This window comes from Paenibacillus oenotherae, from assembly GCF_019443105.1.
GTDB lineage: Bacteria > Bacillota > Bacilli > Paenibacillales > Paenibacillaceae > Paenibacillus_Z > Paenibacillus_Z oenotherae.
This window is the reverse complement of the sequence record NZ_JAHZIJ010000001.1, coordinates 380716-394094: the sequence shown is the minus strand read 5'-3', so window position 1 is coordinate 394094 and position 13379 is coordinate 380716. Positions and strand designations below refer to the sequence as shown.

At 49.8% G+C, this 13379-nt stretch carries 16 protein-coding genes; 13 read left to right on the top strand and 3 right to left on the bottom strand.

Features of this window, described 5'->3' with window-relative positions; genetic code table 11:
• Window positions 1-336: 336 nt before the first annotated feature.
• Window positions 337-1929 (bottom strand): phosphoglycerate dehydrogenase, encoded by a 1593-nt coding sequence (gene serA, locus K0T92_RS01850; protein ID WP_219870712.1) that lies wholly within the window; start codon window positions 1927-1929, stop codon window positions 337-339.
• A 240-nt stretch (window positions 1930-2169) separates the two neighbouring features.
• On the opposite strand from serA, the gene K0T92_RS01845 reads away from it, so the two are divergent.
• Entirely contained in the window at window positions 2170-2499 is a 330-nt protein-coding gene (locus K0T92_RS01845; protein WP_219870711.1) for a rhodanese-like domain-containing protein, read from the top strand.
• A 12-nt stretch (window positions 2500-2511) separates the two neighbouring features.
• Here K0T92_RS01845 and K0T92_RS01840 read toward each other — a convergent pair whose 3' ends face one another.
• Window positions 2512-3438 carry a hypothetical protein gene (locus K0T92_RS01840; RefSeq protein WP_219870710.1) on the bottom strand — a complete coding sequence of 309 codons (927 nt, stop codon included), beginning with the start codon at window positions 3436-3438 and terminating at the stop codon, window positions 2512-2514.
• A gap of 161 nt (window positions 3439-3599) precedes the next feature.
• Here K0T92_RS01840 and K0T92_RS01835 point away from each other — a divergent pair, with 161 nt between their 5' ends.
• Genes K0T92_RS01835 through K0T92_RS01825 form a run of 3 tightly spaced genes read left to right on the top strand, consistent with a single transcriptional unit; the run spans window position 3600 to window position 5345 of the window.
• Entirely contained in the window at window positions 3600-4193 is a 594-nt protein-coding gene (locus K0T92_RS01835) for a CPBP family intramembrane glutamic endopeptidase (RefSeq protein ID WP_219870709.1), read from the top strand.
• Complete coding sequence (locus K0T92_RS01830) at window positions 4190-4432, top strand: hypothetical protein (protein ID WP_219870708.1); 243 nt, start codon at window positions 4190-4192, stop codon at window positions 4430-4432. The genes K0T92_RS01835 and K0T92_RS01830 overlap by 4 nt, the downstream gene beginning before the upstream one ends.
• Before the next feature lie 46 nt (window positions 4433-4478).
• Complete coding sequence (locus K0T92_RS01825; protein ID WP_219870707.1) at window positions 4479-5345, top strand: metallophosphoesterase; 867 nt, start codon at window positions 4479-4481, stop codon at window positions 5343-5345.
• Here the strand turns inward: K0T92_RS01825 and K0T92_RS01820 are convergent.
• Entirely contained in the window at window positions 5290-6204 is a 915-nt protein-coding gene (locus K0T92_RS01820) for a polysaccharide deacetylase family protein (protein WP_219871166.1), read from the bottom strand. The two genes, K0T92_RS01825 and K0T92_RS01820, sit on opposite strands and share 56 nt — an antisense overlap.
• Before the next feature lie 165 nt (window positions 6205-6369).
• Here K0T92_RS01820 and K0T92_RS01815 point away from each other — a divergent pair, with 165 nt between their 5' ends.
• The 9 genes from K0T92_RS01815 (at window position 6370) to cmk (ending at window position 13377) form a co-directional block, all read left to right on the top strand.
• Complete coding sequence (locus K0T92_RS01815) at window positions 6370-6699, top strand: hypothetical protein (RefSeq protein WP_219870706.1); 330 nt, start codon at window positions 6370-6372, stop codon at window positions 6697-6699.
• Window positions 6700-6957: 258 nt separating this feature from the next.
• Window positions 6958-7566 carry a genetic competence negative regulator gene (locus K0T92_RS01810; protein ID WP_219870705.1) on the top strand — a complete coding sequence of 203 codons (609 nt, stop codon included), beginning with the start codon at window positions 6958-6960 and terminating at the stop codon, window positions 7564-7566.
• A gap of 147 nt (window positions 7567-7713) precedes the next feature.
• Complete coding sequence (locus tag K0T92_RS01805; RefSeq protein ID WP_343223610.1) at window positions 7714-8961, top strand: Glu/Leu/Phe/Val family dehydrogenase; 1248 nt, start codon at window positions 7714-7716, stop codon at window positions 8959-8961.
• A 58-nt stretch (window positions 8962-9019) separates the two neighbouring features.
• Complete coding sequence (gene prsW / locus K0T92_RS01800; RefSeq protein WP_219870703.1) at window positions 9020-9715, top strand: glutamic-type intramembrane protease PrsW; 696 nt, start codon at window positions 9020-9022, stop codon at window positions 9713-9715.
• A 177-nt stretch (window positions 9716-9892) separates the two neighbouring features.
• Window positions 9893-10045: a hypothetical protein gene (locus K0T92_RS01795; protein WP_219870702.1), complete on the top strand. Its 153-nt coding sequence runs from the start codon at window positions 9893-9895 to the stop codon at window positions 10043-10045.
• A 95-nt stretch (window positions 10046-10140) separates the two neighbouring features.
• Complete coding sequence (gene ypeB / locus K0T92_RS01790) at window positions 10141-11478, top strand: germination protein YpeB (protein WP_219870701.1); 1338 nt, start codon at window positions 10141-10143, stop codon at window positions 11476-11478.
• 106 nt (window positions 11479-11584) lie between these two features.
• Window positions 11585-12238, top strand: coding sequence for a flagellar brake protein (locus tag K0T92_RS01785; RefSeq protein WP_219870700.1), 654 nt, complete (start codon window positions 11585-11587; stop codon window positions 12236-12238).
• 98 nt (window positions 12239-12336) lie between these two features.
• The gene (locus K0T92_RS01780; RefSeq protein WP_219870699.1) at window positions 12337-12546 is read left to right on the top strand and encodes a hypothetical protein; all 210 of its coding nucleotides are present in this window, start codon (window positions 12337-12339) and stop codon (window positions 12544-12546) included.
• A 165-nt stretch (window positions 12547-12711) separates the two neighbouring features.
• Window positions 12712-13377, top strand: a complete 666-nt coding sequence (gene cmk / locus K0T92_RS01775; RefSeq protein WP_219871165.1) for a (d)CMP kinase — start codon at window positions 12712-12714, stop codon at window positions 13375-13377.
• The last annotated feature ends 2 nt before the right edge of the window (window positions 13378-13379 follow it).

The following is a 13379-nucleotide window of genomic DNA, read 5'->3' as shown; positions in this document are numbered from 1 at the left end:
GCATTAGCTCTTCATCAGGCCGGAAACGAGAGAAAGCCTGCAGTTTCGCATGTTTTGACTATCGCGTTTCTCACATGTTTCGCATACCTCACATATTTCGGATGTCGCACATGTCGCATATGTCACACATGTCGCATATGTCGCATATGTCTCATATGTCTCGGCGTCAAGAGGGGATAGCAGGATCGTCCTCTGGTGAGGAGTGTGTTCAGCACACATATAGTATGAAAAGAAAAATGGTTGAGCAGTTGTGAATCACTGCTCAACCATTTCTTCGTATAAGTTAAGTGTGAGCCTGCCGCTAAGAAGACGGGCTCCGCACAATGGAAGGTGCTCTTACAGCAAATTGATTTCTTTCGCATTGTTCAGATCAGCCAAGCTGGCAAGCTCGGCGAGTACTTCTTTGGAAGCTCCTTTATCAACGGAGAGAACCATAATAGCAGCTCCGCCAATAATTTTGCGTCCAACCTGCATCGTTGCGATGTTGACATCATTGTTGCCAAGAAGCGTACCGACACGGCCGATAATACCAGGCTTATCGTTATGGGATACCAGAATAAGATTGCCCTCAGGAGCAACATCAACCGGGAACTTGTCAATCTGTACAACACGCGGGCCATAACCGGACAGCAGTGTGCCGGCTACGAGACGCTCTTCTTTCTTAGAGCGAAGCGTTACGGTAACGAGGTTCGTGAAGTCGCGGGATAGTGGCGATTTCTGAACGACGATATTAACATTGCGCTCTTTGGCAAGATGGAGCGAGTTAACGACATTGACCTGCTCGGAACCAAGATGGTGAGACAATACACCGCGAACGACGTGGCGGGTCAACGGCTGGGTATCAAGATCAGCCAATTCACCGGAGTAGTTGACCGTAATCTCTTCAACTGCACCTTCTACCAATTGTGCCGCGAAGTTGCCCAGCTTCTCTACGAGAGGGAAGTACGGCTGAATAATGTTCAGCAGATTCGCCGGAATCGGAGGCATGTTAACCGCATTGATGAACGGCTTGCCGCGCAGGATGTTCAACACTTGCTCCGACACGTCAATCGCAACATTCTCTTGTGCTTCAACAGTGGAAGCGCCAAGGTGAGGCGTTACGATAACTTGCGGCAGCTTGAGGAACGGGTGATCTGCAGCCGGAGGCTCGACTTCGAACACGTCGAAAGCTGCTCCTGCAACGATACCTTGCTCGATTGCCTCAACAAGAGCAAGCTCGTCAATAATGCCGCCACGCGCACAGTTAACGATGCGCATGCCCTTCTTCATCACTTCAAACTGATTGCGGCCAATCATATGGCGCGTCTCAGGCGTCAATGGCGTATGCACTGTCATGAAGTCAGCGTTGCGCACGATATCATCGACAGTAGAAAGACGAATGCCGAGTGCTTCAGCGCGCTCTTCCGTCAGGAATGGGTCGTAGCCCCAAATTTCCATACCGAATGCTTTGGCGCGCTTCGCTACCTCGCTGCCGATCCGTCCCATGCCCATAACGCCAAGCACTTTGTTGCGGAGTTCAACGCCGAGGAAGGATTTGCGATCCCATACACCGCTTACTGTCTTCTGATAAGCCTGTGGAATGTGGCGCGCAACAGCCATAATCATGGCGAATGTATGCTCACAAGTTGTAATCGTGTTGCCGTCAGGTGCATTAATAACAATGATACCGCGCTGTGTTGCTGCATTCAGGTCAATGTTGTCCACGCCTACACCCGCACGTCCAACTACTTTGAGCTGTTTGCCCGCTTCCATAATGCGTGGTGTTACGCGCGTTTGGCTGCGAACGAGCAGTGCGTCGTACTCACCGATAATTGCGACAAGCTCGTCCTCGCTAAGTCCGGGCTTCTTGTCGATGATTACATCCTCAGCGTCGGCAAGCTTCTGTATGCCAAGATCGCTGATTGGGTCTGAGACTAATACTTTAAACATGTCGAATTGCCTCCTACAAGCATATGTAAAAAAAAGTAGAAACGTACATCCAGTCACGTCTCCAAGTAGAAACTCGTTTTTCAATGCATGCATCCCCTCAGAAAGGTTATGCATTAGCCTCTACTATTTTATAGCAAGAATGTAGACAAAAGCAATGCCGAAACTTGCTCATTTGTGAAAATTTCGTTATGATCAACCGCAAGAAGATAAGGCTGGAGCCTAAAAAATGGGGGAGTATGGATGAGCCATTGGGTTGATTTGGAGCCGGAGTTGTTCGTTGAGCTGCTGCGTTCAGGAAAGCTCGAATCCCGTCAGATTATTGATGTTCGTGAAGGAATGGAATGGGACTATTATCATTTGGAGCAATCACTGCTTATACCGATGAACACAATTCCGGATCGTCTGAATGAGCTTGCCTCGGACAAACCGCTTTATATTATATGCGCTCACGGTGTTCGCAGTGCGGCCGTCTGCAATTATTTGCAAGAAAAAGGCTACGGGAGCCTCCACAATGTTGCGGGTGGAATGGCTTCTGTAGCCTCGATTTATGATGGCTTTCAATATGATTAGGATAAGAGTCAGCTATTCTTTCTCGGGATAGAAGAAAGGGAGCTGCGGCAGCAGTTCTTTCGTATACAGCTGCGCTTTGCTCCCGCTGAAATCGCCAGAGCGCACCGCTTCTGTACTAATAAGCAGATCTACGATCGCATCAATCGTTTTCATCTTCATCTTGTTCGCTTGGCCTGCCAGAATAAATTCGTCCACACGTGATGTCAGATCCTGCGGGTAGAAGGAGGCAAGCTGCTTGCGCGTGTTCAGCTGCTGGGCCATCAGCTTGTTCTTCACAACAAGAGGGAGCGACTTCCACTGATTGATCTCAAGCACGTCAGACGTTGCGATTACATTGGGGATGTTGGGATTAACCGATGAAGCCCACTGCAGCATCGCATCATAATAGTTCTGTTGGCCGCCCATCGCATGCTTGACCCCTTCAACATAATAAGCATCCTGCTTCAAGGCCGAGAGCAGTTCAGCGTTAGACAGCTCCTTCGCGGATACCGCTCCGCGGTCAGCTGCTTCCTGGAACATTTTGAGTCCTTTCAGGAACTGAAGCTGCGCTTGTTCGAGCAATGGTGACGTTTTAGGTACGGAAGCGGTTTCGGCTTCTTTATACTTCTGCTTAGCCAGACTGGATAATTCCTTCAGAGCTGAAGACGTATCGGCCAGCTGCTGAGAGGACATTTTATGCAAGCTTTGAAACCATTCGGTTTGAAATTCACGATAAGGCAGAAATACGGTATGATAGAAAGAAACGAGATCCTGCTGCTGGTAGGCTGTTACTGCGCCTCCCTTAGTGGAGCTCAGATGCTTCGTTTGCTCGATCAGCTTCGATTCTGTCTTGTCTGAACCGATCTGAACGCCGTAGAAGAAGGCGCCGACCGCAACTACAAGCATGAATAGAAAGCCAAAACTAAAGAGCATTTCAGTACGTGTAAGTCGTTTCTCCATGTTAAAACCCCTTCATTCTATATTGTCGACTTATAATAGGGATGATGCTGCTATATGTAGAAATGCGTCATCTTATGAAACTTGCATGAACCGATTGTCCTATAAGTATAGGGGAAAATGTTATAAATTGAAATATGAACCTTCATGATAGGCGGTAAACGATGAAAAAATTCGACATGCGCAAAATTAGGTTCAAAAAAGTTACAATTGACCAAATCGATGACCGTCTATTACTAATTAATTTGTATGCTACGCAAGCCATCACTCTTATTATCGGTTTAATATGGATTTTTTTTCAGCATAGAAATCCACTTTTGTTATTCGGGATTCCAGAAGGATGGTCGTTTGCCTTATGGGGCATTGGTTTGGCAGGACTTGTAATTGTTGTCGATCTGCTTATATCCCGTTTTGTCCCTGAAGATGTTAGCGATGACGGCGGGGTTAATGACCGGATTTTCCGAGGCCGTCCGGTATGGCATATTATCGTGTTGTCTTTCATTATTGCAGTGTGCGAAGAAACCTTGTTCCGCGGGGCGATTCAGCAGCATATCGGCCCTTACTGGACGAGTATTCTGTTCGCAACCATACATGTGCGGTATTTGCGACACTGGATACCGACAGGACTGGTATTCTCAATCAGCTATGCGCTAGGCTGGATTTACATAGAGACCGGGACGCTGTGGGCGCCAGTCATAGCCCATTTCTTGATTGACATGATTATGGGATTACTGATCCGATTTCGGAGGGAACAATGAGCAGAATGGAGAAATTCGGCAGCCGGCACCGCAATGTGCAATCTCAGGGCAGCGGTGAGCCGGCAGTCCAGACCAGAGTCGCGGATGCGGGTATTCCTTCCAGGAGAAAGACGCACCCTTCTAATAAAGGGCAGATGACCAAATGGTTCTATCGCTTTCTGATCGTCCTGTTCCTGATGCTGCTTGGAGGCCTGCTGTTATGGGGGAAGCACAATTCGGGGGAGTTGCCTCTCAAGTGATGGACTGAGCGCCGCTAGAGCGGCACAATAGGGGGCTGAGCAGCCGATGATGGTAATTATTCTATTCATATTGACGGCCGCTGCCGTCATCATAATTCTGTATATGATACGCGAAGCTTACAACTATCAACTGGACTGCCAAGAGGTCGCGCTGGCCCGTCTGCCGGAATCATTCGACGGTACGAGGCTGTTATTTATCTCTGACATCCATCGCCGCGGCATCCCTGATGCCATCATTCAGCAATGCAAGGCAGCAGGCCGGATAGATCTTGTACTGGTCGGAGGCGATCTGCGGGAGAAGCGAGTTCCGCTGGAACGTTGCAGGAGCAATATCCGCAAGCTGTCATCCATCGCGCCGCTGTATATGGTGTACGGCAATCATGATTATGACGAGGATATTCGTCCCCTTGAAGTGATGCTTCAAGAAGAAAGAGTGCGGGTTCTCGTGAATGAAGCGGTGTTGCTGGAGGAAAAGGACGGCAGTATCATCAGACTCGCCGGTGTCGATGATCCGCGAACCGGCCGTGCCAATCTGGAGCTCGCTCTCAGCGAGCATGGGGCAACAGGAGATATGTTCACACTGCTGCTGGCACATGACCCTATCATCGTCAGGAAGTTCAAAGGCGATACAGCTGTTGATCTGATCCTGACCGGCCATACCCACGGAGGCCAGATTGTGCTTCCGCTGTTCGGACCGCTGCTCAAGACGGTATCGGTGCGGTCGTTCAGCGATGGCTGGTATAACGACTCCAACCAAAGAACAACCGGAGCAGTGTCGCCCCGGTTGTTCGTCAGCTGCGGTTTTGGCACCTCGAAGATTCCGATGCGCTTGAATGTACCCGCAGAGCTTCATCTGTTTACTTTGCGCTCGCAGCCTCATCAAGACCGGAATCAATCGTCTCCGGATCGATGAAGCCGTAGCCCTTCTCCTCCAGCTTGGTGAGCAGCGTATCCAGCGCCTCATTGGTCCAGGGAAGCTCGTGCATGAGAATATTTGCGCCGGGATGGAGCTGTTCCAGCACATTGCTGATGACCAGCTCCGGCTTGTTTTTCGTGCTTTTATCCCAGTCCAATGATCCGTTCGACCAAGTCATGTACAGCATGCCGTACTTGTGGGCGATGCTCTTCACTTTATCGCCCCCAGAGCCAAAGGGAGGACGGAAGAAGAGCGGTGAGGTTCCGATTGTTTCCTTGACTATAGCTTGTACATCCCCGATTTGCTTCTCTACCTCCTCCAGATCTTGCTTCTTCAAATCAATATGATCCCAGGAATGATTGCCGACAGTCTGTCCGCGATCAGAAATTTTTGTCAGCAGCTCCGGATGCTGTTTAACCCGGTAGCCATTCACGAAGAAGATGGCTTTGGCTTTATGTTTGTCGAGCGTATCCAGCATGGATGTCAGCATCTCATCTTCTTTAGGCCCGTCATCGAACGTTAGGAGCACCACTTTATTAGGCGTATCTTTATTGATCGGTTTAAACCGGTACGCAGCATCCATGCGGTAAAGCTTTTCCTTCGGCTTGACCTCAGGCGTCTGCTCTTCATTGGCGGCTCCGGTTCCTTCGGAAGGAGCTTGGCCGTTGTTCGTCGCGCCCGTTGAAGGAGGCTTCGGCTCATGGGCAGGAGGCTTCTGGCCGGGCTGTACCACCTCTGGAGATAGTTCAGCAGCAGCGGGCTGCTTGCCATTGCCGGCTTCCTTCTCTGAAGCTCCGCATCCGGCAGTAAGCGCAATCGCAAGGAGCAGCGCCGCAATTGTTCTTGTTGTCTGCATGGTAAGCATGATCATCCTCCTTTCGTAAATCGCCCTTATTGTATCATATTTCCGAAAGACTGAAGCGATGCAATGCGTCACCCTTCCTTTTTTTATGCTGGAATGAGGTGTGGAGGCAAGGGCAAAACTAAGCGCGCAACCCAATAGAAATAAGGAGGATGGCACATGAGATGGACGGGGTTTCTGCTCGGTAGTCTGGCGGGTATGGCTGCTGCAGCCTATGTGGCGAAGAAGCGGCCCGGCATGTTCGCATGGGCGACCGCAGCCTGTACGAGCATGGCGACGGGTTTGAAGGGACGTACAATCGATGCTGTCATTAGCAGGAAGCTCGGCAGCAAGAGCTCTTCTGCTTCTGCTTCAACTTCAGCTAAAGAGAAGGGTGCTGCTCCAGAGGATTCAGCAGCGGCCTGGGGACAGATTGAAATGCTGATGAACAGCGATCCAACTGTGAAGCGGGAAGCGGAGCGTATTGCGGCTGAAGGAAAAGCGCATTAAAAAAGCGCATCAAAAAAATGAATCGTTTGACCGTTTTTTTGCGTATAGAAACAAACGGTTCAAACGATTCTTTTTTCATTCCACCCTAGTGCATTCGGGGGACATACATGATAACATAGTTACATAGCACGATTTAATCACAATTTGCTTGCAGTTTCATACGCTGTAATAACAGAAACTGCCACGTTGGTGCGCTTTCGAAGATTGTTTTGCTCCGGAACAAACGAAGCAGATGCCCTCGAAAAGGAGGATCCTATCATGAAAATCGAACGACTCAATCAAGACAAAATACGAATTTTCCTGACGTTCGACGACCTGCTGGAGCGTGGGATCCAGAAGGAAGATATGTGGCGTGAAATACCGAAAGTGCATGAGTTATTCAGTGAGATGATGGATCAGGCCTACAATGAGCTCGGGTTTGATGCAAGCGGTCCACTTGCTGTTGAAGTATTTGCCCTTCCGGCCCAAGGCATGGTTGTCATTGTCACGCGGGGTAAAGTGAACGGAAAGCATGAGGACAGAGCTCTTGAAGAAGAAGATAACGATGAAGACGTCTACGAGCTTGAAGTGACTCTGGAGCAGAGCGATGTCGTGTTGTACGCGTTTCGCGATATCGAGGATGTCATTTCAGTCAGCAAGATGCTGCATGCTGCGGAGCTGACAGATGATGGACGTTTATACGCCTATAATGGCAAATATATGCTTGCTTTTGAGCCGGTGGGAGTAGAGTTGCCGCGATATCATGCCATCATTGCGCTGCTTGCCGAGTACGGAGAGGCGACCTCCGTTACGACCGCTATTCTTGATGAATACGGTAAAGTCATCATTCCAGCTCAAGCCGTTCGGGAGATTTGCACTCATTTTTAATTAATCCAGAGCATCAGCTGCGGTATTATAGCCGTATGCGGATGCTTTTTTATTTGGTACAGTTGCGAAGGGACGGTTGATGGAATCCGCATAGTTGGGCATCATAGCGCTCATATTATTAGACAAGAAAAGGTGGGGACGTTGACAGTGAATAAAAATAATAATGATGTGCTTGCATCGACACAAATTGTAATTGAGGAAGCGCTCAGAAAGCTTGGTTACGGTGATGATATGATTGAATTGTTGAAAGAGCCGATTCGTATGCTGACGGTTAGAATACCGGTTCGCATGGATGACGGGAAGACTCGCGTGTTCCTCGGATATCGCGCGCAGCACAATGATGCGGTCGGCCCGACCAAGGGCGGCGTCCGGTTTCACCCTGATGTGAATGAGGATGAAGTGAAGGCGCTCTCGATCTGGATGAGTCTGAAATGCGGCATTGCAGATTTGCCGTATGGCGGCGGCAAGGGCGGCATCATATGTGATCCGCGCAAAATGTCATTCAGCGAGCTGGAGCGGCTCAGCCGGGGTTATGTTCGGGCGATTAGCCAGATCGTAGGCCCGACCAAAGATATTCCCGCGCCTGATGTCATGACGAACGCTCAAATTATGGCTTGGATGCTGGACGAGTACAGCAGAATTCGCGAATTTGACTCGCCGGGGTTTATAACGGGCAAGCCTATTGTGCTTGGCGGCTCATTGGGCCGAGAGAGCGCCACTGCGCGCGGTGTGGCCATCATGATCGACGAAGCGCTCAAGAAGCGGAATATTGCCCTGCCCGATGCGCGGGTTGTCATTCAGGGCTTTGGAAATGCAGGAAGCTACCTGGCGAAGTTCATGCATGAAGCAGGCGCCAAAGTAATCGCTATTTCCGATGTGAACGGAGCGTTGTATAATGAGAATGGGCTCGATATTGAATATTTGCTGGATCGGAGAGATTCCTTCGGCACAGTGACCAATTTGTTCAAAAATACGATATCGAATGACGAGCTTCTTACGCTGGATTGCGATATACTTGTACCAGCAGCTATTGAGAATCAAATTACGGCAGACAACGCAGACCGGATTCGTGCCCGAATCGTCGTTGAAGCTGCCAATGGTCCTACAACGCTGGAAGCAACCCGCATCCTTACCGATCGTGGTATACTAATAGTTCCGGATGTGCTTGCAAGCAGTGGAGGCGTTATCGTCTCTTACTTTGAGTGGGTGCAGAACAATCAAGGCTACTATTGGTCCGAAGAGGAAGTGGATACGAAGCTCAGAGCCATGATGATTCGCGGTTTCAATCAAGTATATGAATTGCACCAGTCGCGCAAAGTGAATATGCGGCTTGCAGCCTATATGGTAGGCGTCAGGAAAGTAGCCGAGGCCTCCAGGCTTCGCGGCTGGGTGTAATAGTTGAATAATAAACAGGGCAGATGACAAGGCAGCCTGGGAGGTGACGAGAGAAACGATGCTGATTCTATCCATATTAACCGCAGCGATTGCGCCTGGAATATCATTGCTAACTTATTTTTATCTCAAGGACAGGTATGATACAGAGCCGGTGCATATGGTTGTTCGTGTGTTTCTGCTCGGGGTGCTGATCGTTCTGCCCATTATGATCATTCAGAGAGGACTTACATTGTGGTGGGGGGATCATCCCATCGTGTTTGCTTTTGCAATCTCCTCGGGCGTGGAAGAAATCGTGAAGTGGTTTGTGCTTTATCATATTATTTACAACCATACGGAATTCGACGAGCCCTATGACGGCATCGTCTATGCTGTTGCCATATCGCTTGGCTTCGCAACGGTCGAGAATGTGCTGTATGCCATATATCAGCCGGCTTCATTCGCTACCTTGCTCGGCCGAGCGCTGCTTCCGGTGTCCGGACATGCACTGTTCGGTGTGACGATGGGGTACTATCTGGGCAAAGCCAAGTTCGCGGAGCGTTCGCGCACCCGCCTGTTCCTGCTGATGTCGCTCACCGTGCCTCTTCTCGAGCATGGCGTATACGACTGGATTATCGGATCGGGCACGACCTATTGGATTTGGTTTATGATCCCGCTTATGATCTATCTGTGGGTGAAGGGACTTCGCAAAATGAATCGGGCCAACAACAGGTCTCCCTTTCGTATGCTTCTTCGCGAGGAAGAGGTTAATCTCTAGCGCTTCTGCCTATAATAGGTAATAAATGCTAATGGGCAAGCAGATGCTTACGAAGCAGGTTTTGCTCCGCAAAACTTAAAGCAGATGCTTACGAAGCGAGTTTTGCTCCGCAAAACTTAAAGCAGATGCTTACGAAGCGAGTTTTGCTTCGCAAAACTTTTAGGAGGACCGATTCGTTTGTCGCGTGTGAAGGTAGCTATTCGATGCAACGTCTGCGGGGAGAAGTTTGTTCTTCGCGGCCGTCGGGAGAAGGGCAAGGTTGATACGGGCTTCAAGCAATGCCTGTGCAACAATGTGGCGGATTTCGAAATTCAGGAAGTCGCGCTTTAGCGCGGGTAATCACAATTGCAACAAAACATGCATAAAGCTCCTTTCGGCAAACCAAACTAACACCAGGTTTTGCACACGAAAGGAGCTTTTGCCTTATGTACCGACGACTAAGCGCTGTATTGTTTCCCGTTATGACCTTGTTTTTTATCGGTTCTATCTATTGGGGATATCAAGAGCATCAGGAGAAGAACTCCATACTGATCAAGGCCGAGAATCAATATCAACGGGCATTCCATGATCTGAGCTACCACGTCGAGCAGCTTCACCGGGAGCTCGGCAATACATTGGCTGTAAATTCAACATCGCAAGGGTTTCACCGCAAGGGATTAGTCAACGTGTGGCGGCTCACCAGCGAGGCGCAGAATGAAATCAACCAGCTTCCGCTGACCCTTCTGCCCTTCAGCAAAACAGAGGAGTTTCTGTCCCGAATAGCGAATTTCTCTTACAAAACCTCGGTTCGTGATTTGACGAAGCACCCGCTGTCCAAGGACGAATACAAGACACTCAAAACACTTTATGCAAGCTCCAAGGAAATCGCGAAGGATCTTTACGATGTCCAGGATAAAGTTATCGGAAACAATTTGCACTGGATGGATGTGGAGATTGCGCTTGCCTCTGAGAAATCGACTATGGACAACACCATCATCGATGGTTTCAAGACGGTCGACAAGAAAGTCAGCGAATATCCGGAGATCAACTGGGGCCCGTCTGTAAGCAGCATGTATCAGAAGCGAACGATCAAGATGCTGGCCGGAGGAAAGAAGTCTCCCGATGATATTAAGAAGCTGGCTGCTCATTTTCTGGATACGAGTGATACAAGCAATATAAAGGTTGTGGAGAATGGAAAGGGCACAGAGTATGCTTCTTACTCCGTCACTGCCAAAGGCCCGCATTCCGATAAGCCGCTTCAAATGGATTTCACACAGCAGGGCGGGCAATTGATCTGGTTTATGAACCCGCGGGATGTCGGTAAAGCAACGATGAAGATCGGCGAGGCTGAGCGTAAAGGAATCGAATTTCTCGCACGGCATGGCTATAAAGGGATGAAGGCCGTGAATTATGATGAATTCTCCAATATCGCGGTCTTTACTTGTGTAGCGTCCCAGAACGGCGTGCTCATCTATCCCGAGAAGCTGACTGTCAAGGTAGCGCTCGACAATGGCGAGGCCGTCGGGCTGCAGGCGAACGATTACGTTTACGAGCATCACAAGCGCAGCATTCCTAAAGCAAAACTGAAAATCGCGGAAGCGCGCAAGTCGCTGAATCCTGAGTTCAAGTCCGTCTCCGAGGGACTGGCTCTTATTCTTGGAGACACAGGCGAGGAAGTGCTGTGCTATGAATTTACGGGCCGGATCAACGGCGGCAAGTACCGGATCTTCATTAACGCCGAGTCGGGTCTGGAAGAATCTATTGAGCAAATGTCGACTGAATAGCATGAAAAAAAGGGACGAGAGAACTATTGCTCGTCCTTTTCTCATACCCTCTCCCCAAATTTCGACATGCTGTGCTATAATCGAAAAGACGGGAGGGAAAGAGACTATGTTGCCTAAGGTGAAACAATTATTATTCATACAAGTGGCCTCATCCGATGAAGAAGAAGCAGCTATAGAATATAAATCGCGAGTGGAAGACGAGGACGAAGGCGAGCTTCTGATCGATGTTCCAATAATTGAGGGTACTGGTAAGTACAAGCGGCTTTTTCTCGGTGACGAGCTTTCCCTTTATTTTGTTTCCGGCGAAGGCGTCAAGCATTATTTCAACTCCCATGTGCTCGGATTCAAGGAAGAAGTCGTTAAGCTGATCCGCATTCGCAAGCCGGAGCTGAGCGCAATAACAAGCGTGCAGCGGCGCTCCTTTCTTCGTGTGGAGGCTGAGCTGGAAATTGCGGTAAAGATGTCGGCTCATGTTCGGTTTATCGGGATGACAGACGATGTCGGCGGAGGAGGCATCTCGTTTCTGTGCGATGGCCGGTGGCCGGTCAAAGCAGGGCAAGAGCTGGACTGCTGGCTGCTGATACCTTACCGGAACGGTTCGCTGGAGCATGCCCAGTTCAAAGCAGAGATTGTACGGGTCAAGGCAACAGAGACAGGACGCAACCAAATTATGGCGAAGTTTGTCACCATCTCGGATCTCGAACGCCAAAAGATTATTCGATTCTGCTTCGAGCGGCAGCTTGATTACCGTAAAAATTAATGTGCGGCTGCTTGCGCAAGCCGATTAATAAGATGCATAAACCAGTCATTCATGGAAAAAACTAACCCCGATCGAATCATGAAGAAAGGGTCGTTTCCATGAAAGTGCGCGAACTGCTAAGCCGCAGCAAACACTCGAAGAGCGGGGCGAGGCGTCTGCTGGAGCTGTCTGATGAAGTAACGAATATTCTCAAAAAAATTATATTCATGCTGCTCTTGGCCGTCATGCTGAGCCAGCTGGCATTGCAAATTCCTGCTGTGAGAAACTGGGTAACAGGCGTTGACCGGCTAGAGGGAGTCCCCTTCTAGCTTGTTTGCGTTCTTTGCATCTCCTTTTGCGCTGTGTTATAATTTTTTTATACATGCAGGCAGAGCCTGCTTTTTTCTTGAAGATTATTCAGGGCTGGGTGCAATGGCATCATTCAAGGAGGTTAGTCACCGTTGAGCAAGGATGGGGGACAGGACAGCAATCGCATGAATGTGGCGATTGACGGACCTGCCGGCGCGGGGAAGAGCACCGTAGCCCGCAAAGTCGCCGAGCAACTCGGCTATGTTTACATCGATACCGGAGCTATGTATCGCGCGGTTACACTCGCTGCGAATCGTGCAGGTATTACAAGCGATGATACGGAGGCGCTTAGCGCTCTCGTCGCTGATCTTCACATCCGGTTGATGCCTGGTGAGCAGGGACAGACCGTGTTATTGAATGGCGAGGATGTCACGGAGGGAATCCGGACACGCGCGGTTACGCTTCAGGTGTCGCAGATCGCTTCTCATGAGCCGGTACGGATTCGTCTGGTCGAGCTGCAGAGGGAGCTTGCTGCGAGCAAGGGAATTGTTATGGACGGGCGAGATATTGGCTCGCATGTGCTTCCGGACGCCGAGCTGAAGGTATTCCTGACAGCAAGCGTGGGAATCAGGGCGCTGCGCCGCTTCAAGGAACTTAAGGATGACAGTATTACATTGGAGCAGTTGGAGCAAGAGATCGCCGAGCGCGATGCCAGTGACGAGAAACGATCGATATCACCGCTCATACGTGCGCAGGATGCTATCGTCGTAGACAGCTCTGAGCTAACAATCGACCAAGTTGTCGCACTTATTGTAGACTTGAGCCGAACCAAAATGGCGGAGGCGAAGTAAAC